The 25,682-nt window shown below is 61.0% G+C and carries 22 protein-coding genes; 6 read left to right on the top strand and 16 right to left on the bottom strand.

The features are described from left to right. Window positions 1-37 precede the first annotated feature (37 nt). The 3 genes from hemG to NW826_RS02920 form a co-directional block, all read right to left on the bottom strand. Entirely contained in the window at window positions 38-1,492 is a 1,455-nt protein-coding gene (gene hemG, locus NW826_RS02930; RefSeq protein WP_414509389.1) for a protoporphyrinogen oxidase, read from the bottom strand. A 29-nt stretch (window positions 1,493-1,521) separates the two neighbouring features. After that, the gene (locus NW826_RS02925; RefSeq protein ID WP_414334813.1) at window positions 1,522-2,811 is read right to left on the bottom strand and encodes a homoserine dehydrogenase; all 1,290 of its coding nucleotides are present in this window, start codon (window positions 2,809-2,811) and stop codon (window positions 1,522-1,524) included. 92 nt (window positions 2,812-2,903) lie between these two features. Then, window positions 2,904-3,674 carry a GvpL/GvpF family gas vesicle protein gene (locus NW826_RS02920; protein WP_414334798.1) on the bottom strand — a complete coding sequence of 257 codons (771 nt, stop codon included), beginning with the start codon at window positions 3,672-3,674 and terminating at the stop codon, window positions 2,904-2,906. A 198-nt stretch (window positions 3,675-3,872) separates the two neighbouring features. Between NW826_RS02920 and NW826_RS02915 the strand changes: the two genes are divergently transcribed. Further along, on the top strand, window positions 3,873-4,484 hold the full coding sequence (locus tag NW826_RS02915) for a DUF3318 domain-containing protein (protein ID WP_414334799.1): 612 nt from the start codon (window positions 3,873-3,875) through the stop codon (window positions 4,482-4,484). Here NW826_RS02915 and surE read toward each other — a convergent pair. Then, window positions 4,467-5,198: a 5'/3'-nucleotidase SurE gene (gene surE / locus NW826_RS02910; RefSeq protein WP_414334800.1), complete on the bottom strand. Its 732-nt coding sequence runs from the start codon at window positions 5,196-5,198 to the stop codon at window positions 4,467-4,469. The genes NW826_RS02915 and surE overlap by 18 nt on opposite strands. Window positions 5,199-5,382: 184 nt before the next feature. Here surE and gap point away from each other — a divergent pair, with 184 nt between their 5' ends. After that, entirely contained in the window at window positions 5,383-6,414 is a 1,032-nt protein-coding gene (gene gap / locus NW826_RS02905) for a type I glyceraldehyde-3-phosphate dehydrogenase (protein WP_414334801.1), read from the top strand. 7 nt (window positions 6,415-6,421) lie between these two features. Here gap and NW826_RS02900 read toward each other — a convergent pair whose 3' ends face one another. The 3 genes from NW826_RS02900 to NW826_RS02890 all read right to left on the bottom strand — a co-directional run bounded on the left by NW826_RS02900 (window position 6,422) and on the right by NW826_RS02890 (window position 8,643). Next, a complete protein-coding gene (locus NW826_RS02900; RefSeq protein ID WP_414334802.1) occupies window positions 6,422-7,756 on the bottom strand; it encodes an AmpG family muropeptide MFS transporter in 1,335 nt (444 codons plus the stop codon). A gap of 142 nt (window positions 7,757-7,898) precedes the next feature. After that, window positions 7,899-8,156 (bottom strand): DUF3146 family protein, encoded by a 258-nt coding sequence (locus NW826_RS02895; RefSeq protein ID WP_414334803.1) that lies wholly within the window; start codon window positions 8,154-8,156, stop codon window positions 7,899-7,901. Window positions 8,157-8,301: 145 nt separating this feature from the next. Continuing rightward, a complete protein-coding gene (locus tag NW826_RS02890) occupies window positions 8,302-8,643 on the bottom strand; it encodes a DUF3155 domain-containing protein (protein WP_414334804.1) in 342 nt (113 codons plus the stop codon). Between the two features lie 782 nt (window positions 8,644-9,425). Between NW826_RS02890 and NW826_RS02885 the strand changes: the two genes are divergently transcribed. Then, entirely contained in the window at window positions 9,426-9,887 is a 462-nt protein-coding gene (locus NW826_RS02885) for a DUF4168 domain-containing protein (protein ID WP_414509388.1), read from the top strand. Here the strand turns inward: NW826_RS02885 and NW826_RS02880 are convergent. The 6 genes from NW826_RS02880 to NW826_RS02855 all read right to left on the bottom strand — a co-directional run bounded on the left by NW826_RS02880 (window position 9,877) and on the right by NW826_RS02855 (window position 16,348). Beyond that, window positions 9,877-11,691, bottom strand: coding sequence for a response regulator (locus NW826_RS02880; protein ID WP_414509387.1), 1,815 nt, complete (start codon window positions 11,689-11,691; stop codon window positions 9,877-9,879). The two genes, NW826_RS02885 and NW826_RS02880, sit on opposite strands and share 11 nt — an antisense overlap. A gap of 184 nt (window positions 11,692-11,875) precedes the next feature. Beyond that, window positions 11,876-13,048: a lipid-A-disaccharide synthase gene (lpxB, locus tag NW826_RS02875; protein WP_414509386.1), complete on the bottom strand. Its 1,173-nt coding sequence runs from the start codon at window positions 13,046-13,048 to the stop codon at window positions 11,876-11,878. Window positions 13,049-13,057: 9 nt separating this feature from the next. After that, a complete protein-coding gene (gene lpxA / locus NW826_RS02870) occupies window positions 13,058-13,996 on the bottom strand; it encodes an acyl-ACP--UDP-N-acetylglucosamine O-acyltransferase (RefSeq protein ID WP_414334808.1) in 939 nt (312 codons plus the stop codon). 254 nt (window positions 13,997-14,250) lie between these two features. After that, a complete protein-coding gene (gene fabZ, locus NW826_RS02865) occupies window positions 14,251-14,751 on the bottom strand; it encodes a 3-hydroxyacyl-ACP dehydratase FabZ (RefSeq protein WP_414334809.1) in 501 nt (166 codons plus the stop codon). 130 nt (window positions 14,752-14,881) lie between these two features. Beyond that, entirely contained in the window at window positions 14,882-15,781 is a 900-nt protein-coding gene (gene lpxC, locus NW826_RS02860) for a UDP-3-O-acyl-N-acetylglucosamine deacetylase (protein ID WP_414509385.1), read from the bottom strand. 15 nt (window positions 15,782-15,796) lie between these two features. Further along, window positions 15,797-16,348 (bottom strand): hypothetical protein, encoded by a 552-nt coding sequence (locus NW826_RS02855; protein ID WP_414334811.1) that lies wholly within the window; start codon window positions 16,346-16,348, stop codon window positions 15,797-15,799. Between the two features lie 71 nt (window positions 16,349-16,419). On the opposite strand from NW826_RS02855, the gene NW826_RS02850 reads away from it, so the two are divergent. Continuing rightward, a complete protein-coding gene (locus NW826_RS02850) occupies window positions 16,420-17,229 on the top strand; it encodes an RNA methyltransferase (RefSeq protein WP_414338859.1) in 810 nt (269 codons plus the stop codon). Here the strand turns inward: NW826_RS02850 and NW826_RS02845 are convergent. From NW826_RS02845 to pstS, 3 genes are all read right to left on the bottom strand, one after another. Beyond that, window positions 17,226-18,194, bottom strand: a complete 969-nt coding sequence (locus NW826_RS02845) for a DnaJ C-terminal domain-containing protein (RefSeq protein WP_414335691.1) — start codon at window positions 18,192-18,194, stop codon at window positions 17,226-17,228. The two genes, NW826_RS02850 and NW826_RS02845, sit on opposite strands and share 4 nt — an antisense overlap. 164 nt (window positions 18,195-18,358) lie before the next feature. After that, complete coding sequence (gene dnaK, locus NW826_RS02840; RefSeq protein WP_414335690.1) at window positions 18,359-20,245, bottom strand: molecular chaperone DnaK; 1,887 nt, start codon at window positions 20,243-20,245, stop codon at window positions 18,359-18,361. Window positions 20,246-20,494: 249 nt separating this feature from the next. Beyond that, the gene (gene pstS, locus NW826_RS02835; protein ID WP_414335689.1) at window positions 20,495-21,586 is read right to left on the bottom strand and encodes a phosphate ABC transporter substrate-binding protein PstS; all 1,092 of its coding nucleotides are present in this window, start codon (window positions 21,584-21,586) and stop codon (window positions 20,495-20,497) included. A 458-nt stretch (window positions 21,587-22,044) separates the two neighbouring features. Between pstS and speA the strand changes: the two genes are divergently transcribed. Further along, window positions 22,045-23,970, top strand: coding sequence for a biosynthetic arginine decarboxylase (gene speA / locus NW826_RS02830; RefSeq protein ID WP_414509384.1), 1,926 nt, complete (start codon window positions 22,045-22,047; stop codon window positions 23,968-23,970). Window positions 23,971-24,125: 155 nt separating this feature from the next. After that, complete coding sequence (locus NW826_RS02825) at window positions 24,126-25,568, top strand: gamma-aminobutyraldehyde dehydrogenase (RefSeq protein WP_414509383.1); 1,443 nt, start codon at window positions 24,126-24,128, stop codon at window positions 25,566-25,568. The last annotated feature ends 114 nt before the right edge of the window (window positions 25,569-25,682 follow it).

Genomic DNA, 25,682 nt, shown 5'->3' with positions numbered 1-25,682 from the left:
ATCCCGTCCCGCCGATGCGAACGGATTTGATGTGGATTCAGAACGCTTGCAACAAAAGCTGTTGCGCCAGCGCCTCGGCCCGACGCACACAATCTCCCAACGCCACGCCATCCAGGTAGTTGGCGCACACCCACACACCTGGGGTTTGGGACGCCAGGTAAGCTTGCAACTGGGCCATCCGCTGCCGATGGCCAAGCGTGTATTGTGGGATAGCCCGGGGCCACAGGCGCTCTCCCAGGCGGATGGGCTCGACAGGTCGGGTGAGCAGGATCTGGCTCAGCTCTGCGTGCACAATCTGCGCTCGCTCTTCAGGGGAAAGTGCTGCAATGAGCGGGTCGGTGGCCCCGCCGATGAAGCTGAGGAAGCAGTGATAGCCCTGGGGAGACCGCTCTGGGAAAAGGCAGGAGGCCCAGATGGTGCCCAGGGTGCGCAAACCCTGGGAGCGCGGGATCAAATGGCCAAACCCCCGCAACGGCTGCGGCAGAGCCTCTTGGGGATAGGCCAAAGCCACCACCGCCACCGGCGGATAGGGGATCCCGGCCAAGAGCCGGCTGGCTGGGGGGTTGAGCTCCTGCAACAGCGAGGCAGCTTCAGGCGCGGGAAGAGCCAGCACCACCTGCCGGGCAACCACCCAGCGGGATCCCTCGGCGGTCTTAAAGCCCACCCAATAGCCCATCTCATCCCGCTTGAGCTGCACAGCCCGCCAGCCCAGCCGCAGGCTGTCCCCCAGCTTTTGGGCTATCGCTTCCGGCAACTGCTGCAGCCCTTGGCGCAGGTTGCCCAGTTGGCCACGTTGGGGTGGGGGCTGGATGGCCACAGGAGAGGGCTGGGGTCTGTGGCGCAAAGCCTGCAGCGCGCCGGCAAAAAGGCTGCCGTAGCGCTCTTCCAAGCCGGCCACGCGGGGAAAGGCGGCCAAGGCGCTGAGCTGATCCGGATCCCCCGCATACACCCCTGAGGTGAAAGGTTCCACCAAGCGTTCTGCCACCTCGGATCCCAGTTGTCGCCGGAAGAATTGCCGCACCGTTTCCTCGCGCCCTGGCGGCGGCGGGACAAACCCCAACAACCCCTGCAAAGCCCGCAGCTTGCCGCCCACGCTCAACAGCCGCGAGCCAATGGCTGCAGAAGGGCTGAGGGGCACCGGCAGCAGCTCTTTCTCCCAGTAGATGTAGCGGGGCAACTTAGCATCCGCCAGCACCAGTTGCTCGGCCAGGCCCACCTCGGCAATGAGGTTGAGCAGAGGGGGGACGGGGGTAAAGCTGTTGGGGCCTTCTTCCCAGCGGTAGCCGTTTTTGGATTGGGTGGAGATGCAGCCGCCGACACGAGGGCTGGCCTCGGCCAAGAGCACCGACTGAGCGGAGCGGCCCTGCCGCAGGCGTAGCGCCAGGGTCAGGCCGCTGATGCCCGCTCCAATGACCACCACCTCAGCCCGTTCCCACAAGTGGGTCAGAGGCTCAGTTGAGGGATTGACTGCCGCTTCCAAGCTGTCCATCATCGCGGTTCCTATGGGTTTCCTGAAAGCAATCAACGCAGCACGCGAAACAGGCTGGGGATCGCGGCCACCTGGGGAAGCTGTTGGATCTCGGCCAGCGCCTGCCGACAATCGGCCTCGCGGACGGTGTGGGTGAGGATGACGATCTCCGCCTGCTCCTGGTGACACTCTTTTTGGGTAATGCTCTCCAGGCTAACCCGGTGGCGGCCAAAGCAGGTGCCGATCGCCCCCATCACCCCCGGCTGATCCTGGGCCAACACCCGCACGTAAAACTCCGACTCCAATTCCGCCAGCGGGAGCAAAGCGGCAGCCCTGCCGAAGAACCCCCATAGAGGATTGGGCAGATAGGCCCCGGTTTGCAGGTGGGCCCGGAGGGTGAGCAAATCCCCAACCACGGCGCTGGCGGTCGGCCCCTGTCCCGCCCCTGGGCCGGCGAGCACCACCTGCCCCAGGGGATCCCCCTGCACCCAGACGGCGTTGTCCACGCCGTGGACGTTGGCCAGCGGGTGGGTAACCGGCAGCAGAGTAGGGTGGACGCGCACATCCAAGGCCGTCTCAGATCCCTGGGCGGCGGCCCTTTGGGCGATGGCCAGGAGCTTGAAGGTGTAGCCCCACTCGCGGGCATAGCGGATGTCGGTGGAGCTGATGTTGCGGATCCCTTCGCAGGGGATGGCTTCCCGCGGCACCGCCACCCCAAAGGCGAGGCCGGCCAGAATGGCGATTTTGTCGGCGGCATCCCACCCTTCCACATCGGCGCTGGGATCCGCTTCCGCGTAGCCGCGGGCCTGGGCCTGGGCCAGCGCCTCGGCAAAGGAGCTGCCCTGCTGGGCCATCTGGCTGAGGATGAAATTGGTGGTGCCGTTGACGATGCCCCAGACCGCCTGGATGCGGCTGGCCCGCAGGGAGTGTTGCAAAGCCTGCACAATGGGGATCCCGCCGCCCACCGCCGCTTCCAGCAGCACCGCCACCCCGGCCTGGGCGGCAGCTTGAAAGATCTCTTCCCCATGGCGGGCAATCACCGCTTTGTTGGCCGTGATCACCGGCTTGCCGTGGTCAATGGCCTTCAGGATCAGGCTGCGGGCCGGCTCCAGGCCCCCCATCAGCTCGATCACCGCATCGATTTCCGGATCCGAGACGATCTGCTCCAGATTGGTGGTCAAGCGCTCAGGTGGGATCCGCACTTGCCGCGGCTTATCCAGGGAGCGCACCCCCACTGCCGCAATCTCGACCGCCTGTAGGAGAGGGTGCTGCGGTTGCTGCAGCATTTGCACAACACCCGTGCCGACCGTGCCCAGCCCCAATAGCCCAACTCGATAGACCACAACCGCTCCTCTTGCCTGCTGCCGACCTTGAACCAGAAAACTCCCCTCACCACTACTACGATAAACGGTGCCGATCACCCAGGAGTCGGAGTCTAGCATCTGTCCCCTATGGCACCCACAAAGTGATAGGGGGGCAAAGGGGGGCTCCAGTCCAGTTGCCAATCGGGGTGCTGCGCCAGCCAGGTTTGGGTAAGCTGGGCCGCCGTTTCCCGTTCGGCAGGGGTGAGCAAAATGTAAAGCCGCAAGCGTTCGCCCGGCTGGGGATCCCCCTTTTGCACAGGCCAAGTAGAGGGCCAAAGTTGCTGCAGGGCCGCCAGCTCCTGCTCTTGCTGCGCTTGGGCTTGCTGTTGCTGCAAATAGGCTTGCTTGCGGGCCAACAGATAGGCCGTCCCGCTCAGAGATGGCTGCGGCTCCGGCTGGGGCTGAGGCCGAATCCTTCCCTTCAGACAGTACTCGGCCCTTCCCCCAATGGCCGCGAGGACCTGTTCGTACTCTGCCTGCCGCGCCAGCAGATGGGATCCCAGCTTTTCTGCCGAGAGAAAGCAGGTGCCAAAGCGCAGGGGCAGCAGCGGCATCTGGGCAAACAGCCGGCAGAGCACCTGATCGTGGCGCAGGGCAGAACGCACCAGCACCTCATCCGAAGCTTGCAACGCCTCTGGATCCCGCATCGGCTCCACAGCGGCGGCAATTCGGCTCCCCACCGGGGCAAACACCTGTACCGGCTGATGGATCCCCTCGGTTTGCCGGATGAAGGACAAAAGCTGCGGATCCGGCTGCGGGAAGAAGGCATAGGTGTAGAGAGGGCTGACAACGCTCTGCCCCTTGCCCTGCACTTGGGGTTCCGGCTGGGCTGAGAAGGTCATGGGCTGAGGATGAAGGAAGATAGTCTTTCCTTCCCAGTCTACGCAACCTGGATCAGGCTGCAGAGCGTTCACGGTCGGCCCGGAGATAAGGTAAACTAGCTGCGCACCGGTTCTGCACAGGGCTGTGGTGTTTGGGGCCGCAGCAGGGCCTGGGTTTCAGGCGGGCTCTCCACCCCAGTGCTCCCAGCAGGTGAGGCCATGACCAGCCGCCCAGACTTCAAACCCTTTGAAAAGGAAGAGACCGAACGACTGCGGGATCTGCTTCCCGCCTCCTTCCGACCCTTGGTCAGCGTCGTGCCCAACTTCGGGGGTGAAGCCCTGCTGGTCTCCCGCCGCAAGGCCCCTTGGCAGCCCCAGGGCACGATCGCCATCGATTTTCGCCGTTGGCAACAGATCCCACGTCCCCAGCGGGATCTGTTGTTTCTGCGCGAGGTGGGTTGGCTGGGCAATCGCAACTGGCTGCAGCCGGGATTTTACCAGTCGCTGGCTTTGCTGGGGGGCATCACCACTGTGGCGGAGCTCTCTTTGCAGCACCCTTTTTCCGCTCTCTTGGCGGGTGGCATCACAGCCCTCTCGATTCAGCAGATCTGGCAAAACCTGAACCGGGAGAGCGCCCATTTCGATGCCGATGAATTTGCCCTGCGCCGCGCCCAGTTTCGCGGCTACAGCCGCCAAGAGGCGGCTCAACACCTGGCGGATGCTCTGGAACAGGTTCTCAAGTTGGATCCCAGCGATATCCTGACGGCGCTGCGGCTACAACGGCTGAGAACCATTGCCCGCAACCTTGCCCCCTCAGGCGGAAACTCCTGAGACCAGTTGCACTTGAGTGATGGCCACCCGACCGGAGAAGCAGATGTCGGTATCGGCTTGGGGATCGCGGGCGCGATCCGCATAGCGGCCCTGATAGCGAAACCACAATGACTCTACCCCATTGTCTTCTGCCTCCACGGCGTAATCGAGGGGCAGAGGTTGGGTACAGAGGGGACAGTAAACCCGCTCCGGCAGAGGGGATCCAGGTGGCAGGTGGGGCAAGTTGACATTCCAAAACGCTCCGCTGGGCAGGGGTTGTTCCATCAGCTCCGCCAAAATGGCACAGGTCCAGCGCCGCGCCTGTTCCCAGTCGATGGGTTTGCCCCCTGCTCGGTATTGGGAAATGGCGATCCCCGGGATCCCACGCAGCGCCGCTTCCCGCACCGCTGCCACCGTGCCGGACAAGTACACATCCGTTCCCAGGTTTCCCCCCTCGTTAATGCCGGAAAGCACCCAATCTACGGATGGAGCCAGTTTGAATAGGGCCACCCGCACACAGTCGGCAGGGGATCCCTCAACGGCAAAGGTGCGCTCGCCGCGGGCAGAGGCCCGAAACGGTCGTCGCGTCGTCACCTGGTGGCTGCAGCCGGAAAGCTCCTGGTGGGGGGCCACAATCCAACAGTGTTCTTCTGCAACAAGGGAGCCGAGGGCCAGCTTGAGCTGGGCCAGCCCCGCCGCCTCGATGCCGTCATCGTTGGTCAGCAATACCTTCATCCGGATTTCCTCTGCCGGCAACTTCTTGGGTTAATCTAATCGCAAGTCTCCAGCGCAAATCTGGAGATCTGGGGTGCAAAAGCAGCAGGGATCCCGTTCTTCTTTTACCCTATCTTTGGGAGGTCAGCCTTCCCCTTGCCGCATCCATCAACCCATCATAAGGAACTGACACCGGAGGACTGCGATGACCACACGGGTAGCCATCAACGGATTTGGTCGCATTGGGCGGGCTTTCTTGCGGGTGCTGCTGTCTCAGCCGGAAAGGACTCCGTCCCCCGACCGGGAGCTGGAGGTGGTAGCCGTCAACGATCTGACCGAGCCGGAAAACCTGGCCTATCTGCTTCAGTTCGACTCGGCCTATGGGCGCCTGCCCCAGACCGTCAGCGCCGTGGATGGCCACTTGCAAATCGGCAGCCACAAAGTCCGGGTTTTGGCAGAACGGGATCCGGCCCAACTGCCTTGGAAGGATCTGGGGGTTGACCTGGTGGTGGAATCCACCGGCTTATTCACCAAACGAGATGGGGCCGCCAAACACCTGGAGGCCGGCGCCAAAAAAGTGATCATCTCTGCTCCCGCCAAAGGCCCCGACCTGACGGTGGTGATGGGGGTCAACGACGACCAGTACGACCCGCAGCGGCACCACATCGTCTCCAACGCCTCCTGTACCACCAACTGTCTGGCGCCGTTGGCTAAGGTCTTGCTGGATCGCTTTGGCATCGAGACAGGCTTTCTCACCACCTGCCACGCCTATACCGCCACCCAGGCCATCGTGGATCGTCCGGATCCCAAGGACTACCGGCGGGGCCGCTCGGCGGCGGTGTCGATTGTGCCTTCCACAACCGGGGCGGCCACGGCAGTTGCCGAGGTTTTGCCTGCCCTGAGAGGAAAGATGGACGGGCTGGCGCTGCGGGTGCCCACCCTGACCGGCTCGATCGTGGACTTTGTGGTGCGCACCGAGCAGCCCATCACCAAAGAAGCAGTCAATCAAGCGTTTGTCGAGGCGGCAGAAGGCCCGATGCGCGGCATCCTGGCCATTGCCCCACCGCAGATCGTATCGGCGGATATCGTTGGGGATCCTCACTCCTCGATTGTGGACTTGGAATCCACCCTGACCCTGGGAGATCGCACGGTGAAGGTGCTCTCCTGGTACGACAACGAGTACGGCTATGCCGCGCGGCTGGTGGACCTGGCCGCCAAAATCGGGGCTGCGCTGTAGGCGGCCATCAGTGGTTTGTTACGTCCATCCCTAACTCCTCAGGTGGGCCGAGCCACAGCAAGAGCACCATCGCCGGAGCGGCTGTCATCGCTGTAATCAAATAGAACAGCGGCCAATTGACCGCAGCCGCCAAATAGCCCGACATGGCCCCGGCCAAGGTTCCTCCCACGGCAAACACGCTGGTGAGCAGAGCGTACTGGGTGGCGCTAAATTGCCGATCGCAGAGGCTCATCAAAAAAGCCAGGAAAGCAGCCGTGCCCATGCCCCCGGCCATGTTGTCGAAAAGGGTTGCCCCCACCAGCAGCGGATAGTTTTGCCCCACCAACCCAATGGCTCCCAGGCCCAAATTGCCGATCCCCTGCAGGGCCGCGAAGATGAACAGACAGCGGTAGGTGCCGGCGCGGCTGACCCACTCTCCCCCCACAAAAGCCCCCACCAAGGTGGCCAACAAGCCTATCCAACTGCGGATGATGCCCAGATCGCTGGTGCTGAACCCCGTCTGCAACAAAAACGTGGGGGTCATTTGCCCCGCCAAGCTATCCGGCAACTTGAAGCAGACCACGAACAGCAGGATCGCCCAGGCCAAGCGGTGCCGCCAAAAAGATTGAAACGGCTCGATAATGGCCGCCCGCAGCGAGGTAGGTTTGAGGGCACTGTTTTCCGGCTCGGGGGCCAAAAATGAGGTAACCACCCCAATCGACATTAGCAGCGCCATGATCCCGTACACCTGCCACCAGGGCAAGTAGTCCGCCAAGATCAAACTCACACCACTGCTGACCAGCAGCGCGATGCGATAGCCAAATACGAAAATGGCTACCCCTGCCCCCATCTCCCGCTCTGCCAAAATGTCGGTGCGGTAGGCGTCCACCGCGATGTCCTGAGAGGCGCTCAAAAAAGCCACCAGGAACCCCACCAGAAAGATCGGGCGGGTGAAAACCGTGATGCCCGGCCAAGTCTGGGCCAGCTCCTCCCAGCCCAAGGTTTCTAGCCAGGTTTGGGTGGGATCTTGAAAACCCAGCAGCCCGATGCTGAGCAGCAACAGCACCTGGGTCAGGGCCATCCACCCCCGCCGCCGACTGCCCCGCAGGGATCCCGGTGCCGGCAACAGAAACCGATCCAGAATAGGCGACCAGAGAAACTTGAACGAGTAGGGCAAATTGAGCAGGTTAAACAAGCCGATGGCAATGGTGGTCAAGCCCGCTTGGGTCAGCCAGGCATTGAGGGTGGAGTTGATCAACAGCAGCGGCAAACCCGACGAAAACCCCAGCAGCAGCAAAGTGCCCATCTTGGGGCTGCCGTAGATACCCAACATCCGCCTCAGGACGCTTGTCTCCACCTCCATCCTGGCCAGCCCTCCCATTTCTTCTCAGGGATCCCTGAATTGCCGGTTACTCTAGCAGGTGCCCTGGCCGGCGGCGATCGCTGCTGCTGGGCAGAAGCTCCCTCCCGTTGCCGTAGCAGGAGGGAGTCCTTCTCGGGAAAACCTACAGGCTACTGCGAATCACAAACGAGTAGTTGCTGCCGGGTTCCAGCAGATAGTCCGATTTTTCCAGAAAACGGCTCAAGGGCTCACAAATCAAAGCCCGCCCCACAGAAGGTTCCACCTTCAGCTCCCCGGCCCGAAAGCACCAGCAGAAGCGCCAAACCCAACCGTTGGCGTTGACTTCCCCTTCGATGGCACCCTCCTGCCAAGAGCGGCGGGTAATCTGCACATGGGCGGTGGTTTGAGGCAGTCGGCTCATCCGGCATCTCCGACGGGATCCCTTGTAGGGTAGCGCGTGACCCTCCCGCTGCCACCAGCAGGTCGAACTTGGGCCATGAGGCATCCGGAGCTCCACGCCATTCAAAGTCTCCCAACTGCCTGCTGTGGGGAAAAGCAGCCAGGAACTAGCGGGCGGCAGTTGCAAGAGCCTTCGAGGATTTTTTCTCCGGCTTCTCAGCCGCAACTTCCGCTAGCAAAGCCCGCAGGCTGGGAAAAAGGAAGTGGTTCTCCTCGACATATTGCGCACCAAATAACCCCTTCTCCGCCCAAAAAAACCGATCAATCGTATGCTCATTGCGCCGTACCAAAATCAGCGCAGGCGGCTGAATAGAATTTTCCTGAATATATCTGCGAGCAGCAGTTACAGACTTCTCCTCACCACTGTCCAAATTAAATTGAGGGATATGATCTAAAATCTTGCGCCCTTCCAGACGACGGCGGCTCTTACGCTTTCTTCTCCTAACCAATGTAAGCCTCCTGTAGAGGGATCACCGAACAACCGCAAAGGGAATATATCAGCACTGCTTAAGAAAATCAATAACTTTTACCCATTTTTGTTATTCTTCTTTACAAGAACAATAAACCATGAACCAGCAACTTCCTTTTGCTCGGCGGGAGGGCAACTCGAACACCAGCCCCAAACTCCCATGGGGAAGCGTCCTCTGAGTGAAAATCCCCAAAAACTGCCTGCGAAGAGAGCTGACAAGTTGAGTGGTTGCTAGGCTTAATCTTGAAGCGAATCCACTGCCTCTGGCAACTGTAGAGAAAATCAGCTGCCAACGCAGGAGACTCTCATCAAATCTGAGCTCCAGCTTAACATTAGCAGAAACGGTGCTCAACAGAATATATACCTAAACTCAGTTTCAAATCAACCTCTTTTGGGTTGAAGTGCTGAGTCAGTTGCCGACTTTGCCAGTTTGGAACTGCTCGACCGAGAAGAGGAAGGGTCTGCTCTCGGGCAGTGTACTAAGACTGTACAGCTAACTTCTTGTTTCTACAAGAGATCCACAGCAGATCCATATAGCCCTCTCGCGGGTCTGTCCTGAGTGCCCAGCCAAGGGGTGAGAGGTTCTGGTACCGTAGGGATTGGATCCCGATCCAAGTGACCGGCAAAGAAGCTTGATGAGTTTGCTGGGTTTCCAGGACTGCGCTGAAGCGATCAGACGGAACACAGGCATCTTGCTAGCCTAGCTTTAGCTGCACCTCAAAGGCTCGGGTAAACCTCGTCTAGGTCTAGGGAGTTTTGGGCATGATGAAATTCGCATTGCTGGTGGGTCTGGGACTCAGCTTGGGATCCCTGCCGGTTTGGGCACAGGGAGCAACCCCGCTGCCCAGTCCTGCTGCGACTGCTTCTCCGACTGAGACCCCCGCAACTCCCAGCCCTCTGGCATCTCCGACTCTGACCCCAGAGCAAGTCACCGATGCTCAGGTGGAACAGTTGGTGCGGATTTTGTTGGAGTTGGATCCCCTGATTCGAGAAGCCAGCGCCCAACTGCGGGAAACCCAGAACGAAGAGGAATATGAGCAAATTATGCAGCGCACGGAAACCAAAGCCAGCCGCATTGTCGAGCAGCAAGGGCTGACGGTGCTGCAATACCGCGAATTGATGACCTTAGCGAACGAAAATCCTGCCCTCAACCAGCGGGTTCGCGTGCGCTTGCAAGAAGTTTTGCAAGAATCCAAGCCGGCCACCCCAACACCTACACCCTAGGCTGAGCCGGCTTGTCTTGGTCAAGGGCAGAGAGAACCAGAGGCAGCCGCAAGGTAAAGTAGGTGCGATTTGCCTCGCTGCTGAGGTGAATGCTTCCTTGCAGCAGGTGCACCTGCTGTTGCACAAGGGCCAGCCCCAGCCCCGTCCCCCCTTGTCGCCAGGGATCTGCGCTGGGCACCCGATAGAACTTCTCAAAGACTCGCTTTTGTTCTTCTGGGGGAATGGTGACGCCGGTGTTGAGGATCTGGATTTCTAGGTGATCGGAATGGTTGGTGACCTGTAGGCTGATCTGGTGCTCGGCAGGGGTAAATTTACAAGCATTGCTCAGCAATTCGGCCAGCACCGACTTGAGCACCTCCGGCAGGGTAGAAATGGCGGGCAGTTCGGGAGGGATCCCAAGGCTGAAGTGCTGATGGCGGCGGTAGGCATCTTGAGCGAAGGGCTCCGCGATTGGGGGCAACCACGCTTGCAACGCCAACCAGCAGGGCTGCTGTGAGCCGTTCGCGTTAGCAGGACGGAGTCCTTTGAGCACCTCCAACCGCTGCAGTTCCAGCAGATCCTCGACCAGTTTGATCTCCCGCTCACATTCGTTGTCCAACACTTTCAAGTACTGAGAGATCTTGGCCGGATCCGGGGATTTGGCAGCACCCTGGTCAGGCAGCAGGACAGCGCTGAGCAGGCGGATGGCCATTTTCATGTTGGCAAGAGGGGTGCGCAGCTCGTGGGACACCGTGCTGAGGAAATCATTTTTTAGGTGATCCAGCCACTGCAATTCCTGCACCTGCCGATCCAGTTGGGCAGTGCGGTCTTGTACCTTTTCTTCCAGGGTGCGGTTGAGCTCCTGGATCTGTTGGAACAGTTCTGCCTGCTGAATGGCGATGGAGAGGTGATCGGCCAAGGCCAAGATCAGATCCTGACTGCTGGCTAACCAGCCGGGGCGCGTTGTTTTCAGTTGCAGACACAAGCTGCCCCACAGGGTGAGGTGGGCCGGGCCAAATGCGGGGCTTTCGCCGCCGTAGAGGGGTACCAACAGCCAACTGCCGGGATAGGCTTTGGCCATAGAAGCAATGTAGGCCCAACCTTCAGCCTGGTCGGCTGCTTCCAGCAACACTACCTTCCCTTGCTTCAACTGTTGGGCAATGGGGCTTTCGGCATCGGGAATGAGACAGCCCAAATAGTGATTCGGCTGAGTGGAGTACTCGGAGATGATGCGCCAATGCTGTTGCTGAGGCCGATAGATGCTGATGCTCACCCGATCCGCCTCCAGCAGATGACAAATCTCACGGGTGGCCACAGCAAAGATCTGATCCAACTGCAAAGCAGCGCGAATGGCCCGCACAACCCGGTTCAGAGCTTGTTCGCGGGCCGCCTGTTGGCGCAGGTTTACCAGTGTCTGACGGCCTTTGAGCAGGTAGCGGATGCGCTGACGCATCACGGGCCAGTAAACGGGTTTGGTCACGTAGTCGCTGGCTCCGGCAGCAAAGGCTTTGTCGATGGAATCTTGATCCTCGAGTGAGGTGATCATCAAGCAGGGCAGATCCGCATCCAAAGCCCGTAGTTGGCGGCAACACTCAAACCCGTCTAAGCCGGGCATGAGGGCATCCAGGAGGGCTATCTGGGGTTGAGTTTGAGCAAAAAGCTGCAAGGCTTGCTCACCGTCTTCGGCCTCCGCCACCCAATAGCCCTCATGGCTCAACAAAAGAGCCAAGTACTTTCGTATGAATGGGTCATCGTCCGCCAACAGTACCGTCGGCGAAACATTTGGCAATGGGCGTTCGGAATTGAGAACAACTGGGGATTGCACAACATTCACTCCACAAAGTTGGCCGCTGGCCTGCGAAGCACTTAGGCTTTTTGCGCACAAACCGATCCCTACCCTGACTTCAGCCTAGTCCATCAAAACCGCCAGGGCAAGCGATCCCTGGGATAGGCCTGTTAAAGAGCTCCAACAGCAGCCCTGGCCGTTCCCCGGTGCTGAGTTGCCGGAGTTACTTGCCATCCAACACCTCTAGGATGGCCTTGGCGGCGCGGGCGAGAACGCCGGGTTCTCCCAGGGCCGCCCGCATCGCGGCATAGTCGGCTTGCAGTTGGGCTTGCTTCCGGGTCAGCAGCTCCAGCGCCAGTTGGGCGATCTGCTCCGGCTGGGCCTGCTCCTGTAACAATTCCGGCACAATGGGGCGCATCAGCACCAAGTTGGGGGGAGACATAAAGGGCACCGACACCTTCAGCCAGTGGCGGGCCAGCCAAAAGGTGAGCGGGTTGAGGCGGTAGATCACCACCTGTGGGATCCCCAAGATGGCCGTCTCCAAGTTCACCGTGCCGGACTTGGCCAGCACCAAGTCAGCCGCTGCCAAAGCAAGGTGATGGGCTTTGTGGGGCGAGAAGAAGGGCAGGGCTTGGGGATCCAAAAGGGTGAGGTTGAGCCCAAGACGGCGGGCAGCCCGGGCAATCGGGGCGGCAAAACGGGGCGAGGCCAAGGGCACCCAAAACTGCGCCTGGGGCAGGTGAGCTTTCAACAACTGAGCTGCCTGGAGCAGAACAGGCAAAACCGAGCGCAGCTCTTGCCGCCGCGAAGCCGGCACCACCACCACCACCGTGGCTTCAGCCGGGATCCCCAACTGGGCTCTGGCTTGAGCACGGCTGGGTACAGCGGCCAGAATATCCAACAGGGGATGGCCCACATACTGCACGTGGGCTCCTGCTGCGGCGTAGTAGCGGGCTTCCTCAGGGAAAATCGCCAGCATCAGCCGCATCTGCTGGGCCAGTTGGTAGGTAAGGCGGCTGTTGGGCGACCAGACCCATTCCTGGGGGGCAATGTAGTACACGGCGGGGATCTGCCGCCGCTGCAGCAGAGGGGCAATGCGGCTGTTGACGCCGATGTAGTCCACCAGCACAGCCACATCCGGCGGGTCTTGGGCCAAAAAGCGGCGAATTTTCCACTCTGTCCAGAGGGCAGGGCCGACGAAGGGGAGAGCTTCCAGGATGCCGATGGAGCTGATCTCGGTGGTGCGGTGCAGCAGCCGGGCTCCGGCAGCAGCCATCTCCTCTCCCCCGACCGCGGTGATGCGCAAGTGCGGGCGTTGGCGCAGCAGTTCGCGAATGAGATGGCTGGCCTGCAGATCCCCTGAGACCTCGCCTGTGCACACAAACAGATGGCTCACCTGCGATCCTTAATCACCCAGCTCTGGCAACTCTTCCCCTCTCCCGCGTAGGGCCGGCAGGGGTCCACGCCGTTGGGGTTGGGAAAGGGAATCTTCCAAAAATTGCAGCAGGTGTTGTAAAGATCCCGTCTCATCCACCCATTCTTTGCCCTGCAGGGAACAGATGCAGCACCCCCCCTCGCTGCGGAGGCTGCTGCGCAGGGTTTGCAGCGCTTTTTCTAGGGGCAGACCAGAACGGTATAGCAGCCGATAGGCTTGCCGCAAGGCCGGCAGGGATCCCTCCATCCCTTTGGCTCGCCGCAACCCCACCAAGTTGAGGCCGCGAATGCGGGCCGGATGCCCTTCCACCAACAGGTAAGGCGGCACGTCGCGGTCCACCCGGCTCATTGCCCCCACCATGGCCAGGCGCCCGATGCGGGTGAACTGGTGGATCCCAACCATACCGCCGATGCGGGCTTGCGACTCGATGTGGATGTGGCCGGCCAAGGAAACAGCATTGGTAATCACCACCTGATTTTCGATGACGCAGTTGTGGGCAACATGGGCGTAGGCCATCAGCAGGTTGTTGTCGCCGATCAGGGTGGCCTCCCCCTCATTGGTGGCCCGGTTGATGGTGACGAACTCGCGGATGCGGTTGCCTCTGCCGATCACCACCTGAGAGGGCGCGCCGCTGTACTTCAGATCCTGCGGCTCCGTGCCCAGCACCGCTCCCGGAAAAATCTGGTTGTCCTCGCCAATGTCTGTCCAGCCATCGATCACCACGTGGGCCCCCACCACCGTGTTGGCACCAATGCGCACATGTTCGCCAATAACTGCATAGGGGCCAACCTGAACCGTCTCGTGCAACTCAGCTTTCGGATGGATCACCGCCGTGGGGTGGATGCGTGAGCGGTGCGGCGCACTTGCAGAAACGTTGGGAGTGGATCCCGCTGAAGCCAACGAACTCATGTCCAACCTAGCCAGCAACTGTGGTTACGCTCCCAACCCTGCGAATGATGATTGAGGTTCGGGGGAGATCAGACACTGCCACCTCAACCTTGCGCAGCAACATGTTTACCCGATCTGGACGGGAATGAGCCATCTCCCTATCTCAACACTTTAGCAGGGTCTCCTGGCGACAAGTCGCCGCTGCGCCGTTCGCGCTAGCGGGACGGAGTCCTTTGACAGCCGCGCCCAGAGCCTTCCTCGGCTGGCCGCTGTGATCAATCCACCAAGGAGAACATCAGCTCCCCTTCGGTTACCAGTTGCCCTCCTACCTGAGCGCGGCAAAACATTTTGCCGATGCGTTTTTGCCGGATGGTGAGCAAATCGGCAGAAAGCAGCAGTTGATCCCCCGGCAACACCGGACGGCGAAAGCGAACGCCATCGATGCCGGCAAAGAGGGCCAAGCGCCCGGCCACATCGGGCAACTTGGTCAACACGATCCCCCCCAGCTGCGCCATGGCCTCGACGATGAGAACGCCGGGCATGATCGGTCGGTTGGGGAAATGCCCCTGGAAAAAGGGCTCGTTGAAGGTGACGTTCTTCAGGCCCACCGCCCGTTGCCCAGGTTGGTACTCCACCACGCGATCCACGAGCAAAAAAGGATAGCGGTGGGGCAGGATCTCTAGGATTTGCTCCGTTGTGAAGACGGGGGGAGCGGTTGCCAACTGAGCAGCTGCTTCAGCCGAGAGGAGAGGAGGAGGAGAGACATCAGAAGACATGGTAACCCACAGAACCGGAAGACAAACCTTAAAACCCGCATGGGAGAGCCTTGAAGCAGAAGCAAGGCCGCACAGAGAAATTGCAGCAGGCCCAGGAACTTTTCACCCATCCCAGAAGCCGGGCTCCCTCTCAAAACGAAGAGCGAGATTCCACCCCACCAAGGGGATCCCTTGGTTGCTCTTGAGCTGGCTCCACCTGCAGGGATCCACTCTGGAGCAACTGCTCGGCCAAACGGTGGTGCAGGGCGTGGCCCGCCTTGTAGGCCACAATGTGCCCCTGCAAGCGGCAGCCCAACAAGCTGAGATCTCCTAGTAAATCTATCAGCTTATGGCGCACCGGCTCATCTGGGAAGCGCAACGGCCCCAACCACTCGGTTTGGCTGCAAACGATAGCATTTTCCAGGCTGCCCCCCTGGATCAGCCCCTGTTGGCGGGCCCGCTCTACGTCCTGTTGGCGGGCAAAGGTGCGGGCCGGCGCGATGGACTGGACAAAATCCGCCCTGTTCTCCCGCCAGCTCAGCCACTGTTGGCCAATGGGGCAATCGGCAAAATCGATGCCATAGGTAAAGCGAGTGACGGGGTGGGGCAAGGCGCTGACAAAGGCTTCCCCTGCCCAGACGGTAACCGGCTCCCGGATCACCCCCTGTTGTGCCGGCTGGTCTTGGGCCAGGATCCCGGCCTGGGCGATGGCCTGCACAAAAGGTAAGGCAGAGCCGTCCAAGAGCGGCAGCTCCGGCCCCGCCACTTCGATGCGGCAGTTGTCGATGCCCAAGATGTAGAGGGCGGCCAAGAGGTGCTCCACCGTCTGCACCTGAGCAAATCCCTGCTGCAGCAAGGTGCAGAGAGGGGCAGGAGCCAGGGATCCCAAGCGGGCCGGGATCTCAGGGGATCCCGGTTGATCCACCCGCACAAAGACCCGACCGCTGCCGGCAGGGGCCGGATGCAGGCTACAGCGCACGGGCAGACCGGTGTGCAGGCCCACCCCTTCCAGGGCAATGGAGCTGGCCAAGGTGTGCTGTTGGTCTCTCATAACTGCTCCCCGCTCCTATGGCAGACGCTCTTGGCCCTGGTCGAAAACGCGGTAGTACAGCTCCCGGTAGCCCACCCGCAGGCTGCTGCTGGCATCCGCCAATTTGGCTTTGCGACTACCGTAGCTGCTGAACACCTCGTAGGTATCTCCCTCAAAGAAAAAGGAGGAAACATCAGAAACCTCTTCGCCGCCCAGCAACTGCCAGCGTCCCTCCCGAAACCGCAGCCGGTAGTGGGCCCTGTCCAAGCTGCCGGAGGGGCGGTCGAGGGTGGCGTCGATGCGGCCCTCGTACTCTGGCGACTCGGCTCCTGCCACAGGCCGCACTTCTACCGAGATATCGCGGTAACGGCAGTTAGGACGGCTACACAGGCGGATCGAGCGCATCGCCGCGGCAATTGCTTCCAGCCGTTGTCGCGCTTCTACCAGAGACTGAGAGGATGGAGCCACCTGCGCCGGCTCTGCTGCCGTGGAGAGCAACGAATGGGCAGCCAACGCCGGGGATCCCCAGCAGCATCCCACCAACACCAGACAAATCAAGCTCAGCCAACAGCGGTAGGCGGATCCCATCGGCACAATCTTTATGACAAGATCTAACTCCTCTACTTTAGGGGATCCCTATCTGCGATTCCTTCTGAGCAATGCCGACATCGTCCCACTGGGCTCAAGAGCAATTGGCGCAGGTGCGCATCGTGTTGGTGCAGCCGGCTGGGCCGCGCAACCTCGGCGCCATTGCCCGTGTAATGAAAAACATGGGCCTGCGGCAATGGGTGTTGGTGGATCCCCAATGCGATCCCCTCGACAGGGAAGCGATCACCATGGCCGTGCATGCGGCAGACCTGCTCCATCAAGCCCAGACGGTGCAAACCTTGGCTGAAGCCCTGCAGGGGTGTGTGCAAGTTTTCGGGACAACAGGGCGCAGCCAAGCCTACCCCCCCGAATGGCAAATCCAGTCCCCTCGCCAAGCCTTCCCCGCCTTGCTGGCTGCCGGCCCTGCTGCCCTTGTGTTTGGCCCCGAAGATCGCGGCTTGAGCAACGAGGAGCTGGCCCTCTGCCATCGCCAGATCCAGATCCCCACCGATCCGGTTTACCCGTCTTTAAATCTGGCCCAGGCGGTGGGCATGTGTTGCTACGAGCTGCGCACCCTCATCTGCCAGAACCCTCCCCCCGCCCCTTCTGTGCCCCTCTCCCAAAGGCTCGTTCCCTTCGAGCTGCTGGAAGGCTTTTTTGGACATTTGGAAGCGCTCTTGCTGCAGATCGGCTACCTACACCCCCACACCGCCCGCCGCAAAATGCTCAAATTTCGCGCCCTGTTCCAGCGGGCCGGCTTGACCGTGGCCGAGGTGGCCTTGTTGCGCGGCATCCTACGGCAACTGCAATGGAGCCAGGGTCAGACAAATCCCGTCCCGCCGACGCGGCCAGATTTCACCGGGATCCCACTCGACTGCTAGAGCTTAAGGGCGGCCCGAGGATCGTAGGATTGAACCCGCTGCAGCTTTTCGTAAAGTTCCCGTTCCTCATCAGAGAGACGGGTGGGCAAATGGATCTGCACCACCACGTAAAAATCCCCCCGTTCTCCGTTGCCCTTGGGGAAGCCCCTTTCCGCCAGCCGCAACTTTCGCCCCGGCTGCATGCCAGGCGGGATCCGCAGCTTCACCACCCCATCCAGGGTGGGCACCTCCACCTGGGCACCCAAAACCGCTTCGCTGGGACTGATGGGCAGATCACAGTAAACATCGAATCCCTCCAGGCGATAGAAGGGATGGTCTTTCAGCTCGATCTTGAGGTACAGATCGCCGGCGCCGCCGTTGGGGTTGGGGTGGCCTTGGCCGCGCAGGCGAATCCGCTTCCCTGGCGTAATCCCTGCTGGGATGTTGACCTCGAGCACGCGATCCCCGCCCACCCGCAGGCGGCGCTTACCCCCCTCGAAAGCTTCAGGGATGGTGAGCTGAATGGTGGCCTCAGCATCGTAATTGGCGTTGTCGCTGGATCCGGAAAAGCCGCTGCTGCGGTTTGTGCTTTGGCTGCGCACTCGGCCCAGCAGTTGATCGATAAAATCTTGAAAATCGTCAAATTGGCTGAAATCGACACCCCCCCCACCAAATCCAAAGTCTTCGTTGAAGGGGGCATCGGCAAAAGGGCTGCCGTAGGGCTGGCTATAGGTCTCCCGCCGGGAACGGAACCCACCCTGCTGATAATATTGGCCAAATTGGTCGTATTGCCTGCGTTTGCCGGGATCCGAGAGAACTTCGTAGGCTTCGTTGATCTCCTTAAACTTCTCTTCGGCGGCTTTGTTGTTCGGGTTAACATCCGGGTGATATTTCCGGGCCAAGCGCCGATAGGCCTGCTTGATCTCGTCGGCGGTGGCCGTCTTGCTGACCCCCAGAATCTTGTAGTAGTCCTTGAAGTTTTGCATGGAGGCGTCCGCAGGCAAATTGCTGAGAATGGGCAAAAAACCAAGCAGTTGGCTTCCGACCCGTTGACGAAAAGAGAAGAAGGCGGGCTAGACGCCATCGCCTATCCCGTCCTTCCTCATTATCGGTGCTGTGGATAAGGAGCCCCAGAGGGATCCCACTGCCGTCACTTGGTCTCGGTGAAGTCGGCGTCGATGACGTCGTCGCTGCCGCCAGAGGTCGTCCCAGAGGTGGAGCTGGAAGCGGCGCCGGGCTGTTGATAGAGCTCGCTGCTCATGGCGTAGAGGGCCTCCTGCAGCTCCCGCTCTTTGCTCTGGATGGCGCTGTCGTCCTCCCGTTGAATGGCGTCCCGCAGCTCCCGCACCAAGGTCTCGATTTGGCTGCGCTTGCTGGAGGAGATCTTGTCGCCCAGCTCCTTCAACTGCCGCTCGGCCTGGTAGGCCAGCGAGTCGGCCTTGTTGCGGCGCTCGATTTTCTCGCGGCGGGCGCGGTCTTCGGCAGCGTATTTCTCGGCTTCGGCAATCATCCGCTCCACCTCTTTGCTATCCAGCGTGGAGGCGCCGGTGATGGAGATGCTCTGCTCCTTGCCGCTGCCCTTATCTCTGGCCGTCACCTTGAGGATGCCGTTGGCGTCGATGTCGAAGGTCACCTCGATCTGCGGCACACCGCGGGGAGCCGGCGGGATCCCGTCCAGCTTGAAGCGGCCCAGGGACTTGTTGTCGCGGGCCAGCTCCCGCTCCCCTTGCACCACGTGGATTTCCACCGAGGTCTGCCCATCTTCGGCGGTGGAGAAGATCTCCGACTTGCGGGTGGGCACGGTGGTGTTGCGCGGGATCAGCTTGGTGGCCACGCCGCCCAGGGTTTCCACCCCCAAAGACAAGGGGGTGACATCCAGCAGCAGCACATCTTTAACTTCGCCCGCCAGCACACCGGCCTGGATGGCAGCGCCCACGGCCACCACCTCGTCGGGGTTGACGCTCTGGTTGGGCTCTTTGCCCAGCAGCTCCTTCACCAGCCGCTGCACCGCTGGAATGCGGGTGGAGCCGCCCACCAATACCACTTCGTTGATGTCGGCCTTGGTGAGCTTGGCATCCCGCAGGGCCTGCTCCACCGGCCCTTTGCAGCGCTCCAGCAGGTCGGCGCAGAGGTGTTCAAACTGGGCGCGGGAGAGCTTCAGCTCCAGGTGCTTTGGACCATCGGCAGTGGCAGTGATGAAGGGCAGGTTGATGGTGGTCTCGGAGACACTGGACAGCTCGATCTTGGCTTTTTCGGCGGCTTCCGTCAGCCGCTGCAGGGCCTGCCGGTCTTGCCGCAGGTCGATCCCTTCCATTTGCTTGAACTGCTCAGCCATCCAGTCCACGATCTTCTTGTCGAAGTCGTCGCCTCCCAACTGCGTGTCGCCACTGGTGGATTTCACCTCAAAGACCCCATCGCCCACCTCCAGGATGGACACGTCGAAGGTGCCGCCGCCCAGGTCGAAGACGAGGATGGTCTCGTTGTTGCGCTTGTCCAAGCCATAGGCCAGAGAAGCCGCCGTCGGCTCGTTGATGATGCGCAGCACTTCCAAGCCGGCGATCTTCCCGGCATCTTTGGTGGCCTGCCGCTGCGAGTCGTTGAAGTAAGCAGGTACAGTAATGACGGCTTGGGTAACCGGTTGGCCCAGGTAGCGGCTGGCATCATCCACCAGCTTGCGCAACACCATGGCCGAGATCTCTTCGGGGGCAAATTCCTTGTTCAAGCGGGGTGCATACAACTTGACATTGCCCCGTTCATCCCGCCGCACCTGGTAAGAGACCCGCTTGGAATCGGCATTCAGCTCATCGTACTTGCGCCCGATGAACCGCTTGACCGAATAAAAGGTGTTTTCGGGGTTGAGCACCGCCTGGCGGCGGGCCATCTGCCCTACCAGGCGCTCTCCATCTTTGGTGAAGGCAACCACCGAGGGCGTGGTGCGAGTGCCCTCGGCATTGGCGATGACGGTGGGGACACCCCCTTCCATTACGGCGACAACCGAGTTGGTTGTGCCCAAGTCAATTCCTACAACTTTTCCCATCGGCTCCTTGTTCTCCTCTTGTTCAAGACATTACCTCGGCTACCGCCGCCAGGCTGTATGAAGTAGCTTGGGCAGCCAATCCGTGAAAATTCAGCAGGTATTTAGCTGTTTCCTAGGCTGATCCTAACCAGCAGGGCATTGCGGTCAGGGCGAGAATGCCGCCCATTTCTGGCAACTGGAAGGCAGAGCAGTTACGGATCTCCGTACCTGCCGGGACCTTGCTTCCAGGGCCGCTTGGGGCAAGGGCGGCTAGCTCTGGATAAGCTGCAGGGCTTCCAGGCTGCGGGCCACAACGGTTTCGGCCAGGGGCAGGTAGCCCATTGCTTCGGCCAGAGCCTGTCCTTCGCTGAGGGCCCAGCGCAGCACCGCCCGCAGGGCAGTGGCAATAGCGGGATCCCGGTACTGGCGGTAGGCCAGGATCCAGGTGTAGGTGACGATGGGATAAGCCCCGGCGCCGGACGGATCCGGCTCAAAGGCCCGCAGGTTCTCAGGCAGCTCGATTTCGCTCAGGGCCAGGGCCGAGGCTGCGGGGGTGGGGAGGACAAACTCGCCGCGGCGGTTTTCCAGGGCCGCCACCGATAGATCCAGGTCGCGGGCGTAGACCGATTCCACATAGCCGATCACCCCTTCGCTGTAGAGCATCTGGGCGCTCATGCCTTCGTTGCCCTTGACCCCAATGCCCACCGGCCACTCCAGGGACATGCCGACACCAATCTCGGCGGCCCAAGCGGGGTCGATGGCGGCCAGGTGGCGGGTAAAGGTGTCGGTGGTGCCGCTGCCGTCGGAGCGGTAGCAGACGGCGATGGTCAGGTCGGGGATCTCCAAATCGGGGTTGAGGGCCAAAATCTGCGGATCCCGCCACTGGGTAATCTGGCCGCGGAAGATCTGCACCAAGACGGAGCGGGATAGCTTGAGGCCGGAGCGGATCCCGGGCAGGTTGTAGCCGACGGCAATGCTGCCTGCTGTCATCGGGATCATGACCACGCCCCGCTTCACCTCGGCAATCTCGGCATCGGTCATGGCCACGTCGCTGGCGGCAAAGTCCACCGTCTGGTCGATAAATTGGCGGATCCCGGTGGCACTGCCCACCGGCTGGAAGTTGATTTCCACTTTGGGATCCACCTGGCGGTAGTCGGAAAACCAGCGCAAATACAGAGGGGCCGGGAAGGTAGCCCCAGCCCCGTTGATCAACACAATTTCCCCGGAAGACTGGCTGTCGGCGACGGGGACAGCATCGCCGGCTTGGCCAGAACGGGATCCCTGTTGGCAGGCGCTTAGGCCGGCAGCAGCCAGCAACGACAGCAGCATTTCTCGACGGCGGCAGCGGGGCAGTTGAACCATGGCTGAGGCGCTCCAAGCTCTCCGCCCCGATCCTTAGTCTTGCCCACGGAGTTCTGTCAAGGGCTGCCATCGTTAGCTCTGGCAAGCACCAGAGGGGTCAACTTCCCGCAAAAGTCGGCTTCTTCTCTTCACCAACTGGTCGCCGATCCCCGCAGGGTTCGCTGCGCGCTTCGGCAAAAACGGGGATCCCAACTCTGTCTTTGTCTCAAGACGGAAAACAGAGCTTGCTCGAGAAAAACAAAGAAAAACAGCGAAAGAAAGAGAATGAAAGAGTTGAGTTCTGCAGCAACCGCAGAGGGATCCCCAGGCCAAAGCCTTATCTGGCAAGGCTTAGCCGGTTTCGGGCCGGATCCCCCCTGCCTTGGAAAAATCTTGACATATCTTGGAATAGAGCAATATATTGTGGATTCTGTGCAGAAATCCTGCGCTGTTTACATCTCGGTATCTGGGGGACTACTATGCCGACTTTGACTCGTTCTCCCTGGACACTGCGAGACAGCGAAAAGCTCTATCGCATCTCCGGTTGGGGGGATCCCTACTTCCGTATCAACGCCGCCGGTCATGTGGAGGTAACCCCACAGGGCCTACAGCAGCAGGAACCTGGCATCGACCTGTACCACCTGGTGATGGATCTGGTGGCGCGGGGTTTGCAGTTGCCTTTGTTGATTCGCTTTCCCGAGATCGTGGCCGACCGCATGCGGCGGCTTTGCGAGAGCTTTCAGCAGGCCATCGAGCGCTTTGGCTACCCCAACGTCTATCGGGGGGTTTACCCGGTCAAGGTGAACCAGCAGCGCCACCTGGTGGAAGAGGTGGTCAAGCACGGTCGCGCCTACCACTTTGGGCTGGAGGCAGGCTCCAAGCCGGAGCTGTTGATTGCCCTGGCTCTGCTGGATACGCCTGGGGCTTTGTTGATCTGCAACGGCTACAAAGACCGCGATTTTATGGAGACGGCTCTCTTGGCCCAGCGGCTGGGGCGCACCCCCATCATCGTCCTGGAGCGGCTGCAGGAGCTGGAGCTGGTGCTGCAGGCTGCCGAGCACCTGGGCATTGATCCCATCCTGGGGGTGCGGGCCAAGCTCTCAGCCCAAGGGATCGGGCGTTGGGGCACCTCGGCTGGGGATCGGGCCAAGTTCGGCCTCACGGCCACGGAGATGTTGCAGGTGGTGGAACGGCTGCGGGAGGCCGGCAAGCTGCACTGTCTGCGTCTGTTGCACTACCACATTGGCTCGCAGATCTCGATGGTGAGCGTGCATGGGCGGGCCGTGCGGGAGGCCAGCCAGATCTACATCGAGCTGGTCAAACTGGGGGCGCCGATGGGCTATCTGGATATCGGCGGCGGCTTGGGGGTTGATTACGACGGATCCCAGTCCACCAGCCATTTCTCCCAGAGCTACAGCTTGGAGGATTACGCCGCCACCGTGGTGCAGACGGTGCTGACCACCCTGCAGCCGCACGGGATCCAGCCGCCGGTGCTGGTGACCGAAAGTGGGCGGGCCCTGATGTCCCACCAGTCGGTGCTGGTCTTTGACGTGCAGGATGTCAACGCCGCCAGCCCCTACCCCATGCCCACCCAGCTCACGTCCGATGCCGAGGTGATCCAGAAGCTGAACCAGCTTTACTACCAGATCCAGCCGGAGACCCTGGTGGCCGACTATCGCCGCTGCCAGGAGCTCAAAGAAGCCGCCCTGCGCCAATTTACCGAGGGATCCCTCAGCTTGCAGGAGCGGGCCGAGGTGGAGCGGATGTTCTGGAACTGCTCCGACAAGATCTGCACACTGGCCTACGAGCAGCACCAGGCGGGGCAGCCGGTGGCCGTAGATCTTCTAGATCTGGACGAGATGCTGGCCAGCATCTACTACGGCAATTTCTCCCTCTTCCAATCCCTGCCGGATAGCTGGGCCATCGACCAGGTGTTTCCCATCATGCCCATCCACCGTCTGGACGAGGAGCCGCGCCAATGGGCCACCTTGGCGGATCTGACCTGCGACAGCGACGGCAAGATCAACCGCTTCTTTGGCGAAGACGGGCAGATCACCTCGGTCTTGCCGCTGCACGATCCCGATGGGCAGCCCTACCTGCTGGGGGTGTTTCTGGGGGGCGCCTACCAGGAGATCCTGGGGGATCTGCACAACCTGTTTGGCGACACCAACGCCGTGCACATCCGCACCCGTCCCGGCGGCTACCAAGTCACCCAAGTTATCAAGGGGGACACCATCGGCGAAGTGCTGAGCTGGGTGCAGTACAACAGCGAAGATCTGGTGGAAACCCTGCACCACGCCACCGAAGCCGCCCTGCAACGGGGGCAGATTAGCCTGGATCAGGCCCGCGCTTTGCAGCAGCACTTCGAAGACAACCTGCGGGCCTACACCTACTTGCACCGCTAGCCGGTCAGAGACGGCCCCAAAGCCCAGGTCAAAACAGAAAAGGATCCCGGTTTTGGGCCGGGATCCTTATGCTGCCTTTTTTCTGGTCAACTCAAGAAGATTCGGCACAATGGGGAAAGCCATTTCACCCTTACCAAGCAGTTGAGGACATCGCTATGGCCTACAAACTCTGGATCGACGGCCAATGGGTCGATAGCCAAGGGGGGGGCTTGATGACCATCGAGAACCCGGCTACTGGCGAGGAACTAGCAGAGGTGGTGGATGCCAGCCCGGCCGATGTGGATCGGGCGGTGCAGGCTGCCCAGACGGCCTTTTACGATGGCCGTTGGTCGAAACTCACGCCTGGCGAGCGCTCCCTGGCCCTCTGGAAATTGGCGGATCTCATCGAAGCTCGCGCCGCCGAATTGGCACGTGTAGAGTCGGAAAACACCGGCAAGCCCTACGAGCTGGTGAGCTTGGGGGGAGATTTGCCGTTTGCGGTCGACAATCTGCGTTTCTTCGCTGCCGCCGCCCGCGACATCCATGGCTTCAGCGCCGGAGAATACGCCAAGGGTTACACCTCGCTATTTCGCAAAGAGCCGGTGGGGGTGTGCGCGCAAATTACCCCCTGGAACTACCCGCTGCTGATGGCCGTCTGGAAGATCGGCCCTGCTCTGGCTGCTGGCTGTACGGTGGTGCTCAAGCCTGCTCCCACCACCCCTCTGACCACTCTGATGCTGGGGGAACTGATCGCTGAAGCCGGGATCCCGCCGGGGGTTGTGAACATTGTTACCGGGGGCAATGCCACCGGCCAAGCTTTGGTGGAGCACCCGCAGGTGCGCATGGTCAGCCTTACCGGCTCTACCGCCACCGGCAAGCAGGTGATGCGCACCGCCGCCGATACCCTGAAGCGGGTGCATTTGGAGTTGGGGGGGAAAGCGCCCTTCCTGGTTTTTGCAGATGCTGACGTGGAAAGCGTGGCCGCCAAGGCCGCCTTCGCCGCCACGTTCAACACCGGCCAGGACTGTACGGCAGCCACCCGCGTCTATGTGCACGAGAGCAAGCTGGCGCAGGTGCAGGAGGCCATTGTGGAGGCGATGCGCAAAGTGACACTGGGATCCCCTTTTGAGGCGGGGGTGGAGATGGGTCCTTTGGTCTCGGCAGCCCAGCGGGAGCGGGTGATGGGATTTGTGGAGCGGGCCAAAGCCGAAGGGGCCAAAGTGCTGACCGGCGGGCGGATCCCTTCCCAGTTTGACCGGGGCTACTACTACGAACCCACAGTGATTGCCAATGTCGATCAAAAAGCGGAGATCGTGCAGAGTGAGGTTTTTGGGCCGGTTCTCACGCTCGGCTCGTTCCGCGAAGAAGCGGAGGCGCTACGCCTGGGCAATGACGTCCTATACGGGTTGGCGGCTTCTGTGTGGACTCAAGACATCGGACGAGCCATGAAACTAGCCGCTGAGCTGGAGGTGGGCACCGTCTGGATCAACGACCACATTCCCATTGCCTCTGAGGCTCCCCATGGCGGCTTCAAACAATCGGGATTTGGCAAAGATCTTTCCGCCGAGGCGGTGCGCGACTATCAGATTACCAAGCATGTGATGATCGCCACCCCCTGAAGCTACGACCATCCTGAGCAGCCATAAAACGAAACAGCAGCAGTTCAACAGGGACATCTCCAGTTTTCCGGAAACCCTTTGCTGCCTCGTTCGCCCCGGCAGCGCGGAGCGCTA

The sequence above is a fragment of the Synechococcus sp. OH20 genome (genome assembly GCF_047502685.1).
GTDB lineage: Bacteria > Cyanobacteriota > Cyanobacteriia > Thermostichales > Thermostichaceae > Thermostichus.
This window is presented reverse-complemented; position numbering and strand designations above follow the sequence as displayed.

Bases quoted from the DNA above. Each gene is read 5' to 3' on its own strand.
- hemG (WP_414509389.1), bottom strand. From the start codon at position 1,492: ATGATGGACAGCTTGGAAGCGGCAGTCAATCCCTCAACTGAGCCTCTG.
- NW826_RS02920 (WP_414334798.1), bottom strand. From the start codon at position 3,674: ATGACCTTCTCAGCCCAGCCGGAACCCCAAGTGCAGGGCAAGGGGCAG.
- NW826_RS02915 (WP_414334799.1), top strand. From the start codon at position 3,873: ATGACCAGCCGCCCAGACTTCAAACCCTTTGAAAAGGAAGAGACCGAA.
- surE (WP_414334800.1), bottom strand. From the start codon at position 5,198: ATGAAGGTATTGCTGACCAACGATGACGGCATCGAGGCGGCGGGGCTG.
- gap (WP_414334801.1), top strand. From the start codon at position 5,383: ATGACCACACGGGTAGCCATCAACGGATTTGGTCGCATTGGGCGGGCT.
- NW826_RS02900 (WP_414334802.1), bottom strand. From the start codon at position 7,756: ATGGAGGTGGAGACAAGCGTCCTGAGGCGGATGTTGGGTATCTACGGC.
- NW826_RS02895 (WP_414334803.1), bottom strand. From the start codon at position 8,156: ATGAGCCGACTGCCTCAAACCACCGCCCATGTGCAGATTACCCGCCGC.
- NW826_RS02885 (WP_414509388.1), top strand. From the start codon at position 9,426: ATGATGAAATTCGCATTGCTGGTGGGTCTGGGACTCAGCTTGGGATCC.
- lpxA (WP_414334808.1), bottom strand. From the start codon at position 13,996: ATGAGTTCGTTGGCTTCAGCGGGATCCACTCCCAACGTTTCTGCAAGT.
- fabZ (WP_414334809.1), bottom strand. From the start codon at position 14,751: ATGTCTTCTGATGTCTCTCCTCCTCCTCTCCTCTCGGCTGAAGCAGCT.
- lpxC (WP_414509385.1), bottom strand. From the start codon at position 15,781: ATGAGAGACCAACAGCACACCTTGGCCAGCTCCATTGCCCTGGAAGGG.
- NW826_RS02855 (WP_414334811.1), bottom strand. From the start codon at position 16,348: ATGGGATCCGCCTACCGCTGTTGGCTGAGCTTGATTTGTCTGGTGTTG.
- NW826_RS02850 (WP_414338859.1), top strand. From the start codon at position 16,420: ATGCCGACATCGTCCCACTGGGCTCAAGAGCAATTGGCGCAGGTGCGC.
- NW826_RS02845 (WP_414335691.1), bottom strand. From the start codon at position 18,194: ATGCAAAACTTCAAGGACTACTACAAGATTCTGGGGGTCAGCAAGACG.
- dnaK (WP_414335690.1), bottom strand. From the start codon at position 20,245: ATGGGAAAAGTTGTAGGAATTGACTTGGGCACAACCAACTCGGTTGTC.
- pstS (WP_414335689.1), bottom strand. From the start codon at position 21,586: ATGGTTCAACTGCCCCGCTGCCGCCGTCGAGAAATGCTGCTGTCGTTG.
- speA (WP_414509384.1), top strand. From the start codon at position 22,045: ATGCCGACTTTGACTCGTTCTCCCTGGACACTGCGAGACAGCGAAAAG.
- NW826_RS02825 (WP_414509383.1), top strand. From the start codon at position 24,126: ATGGCCTACAAACTCTGGATCGACGGCCAATGGGTCGATAGCCAAGGG.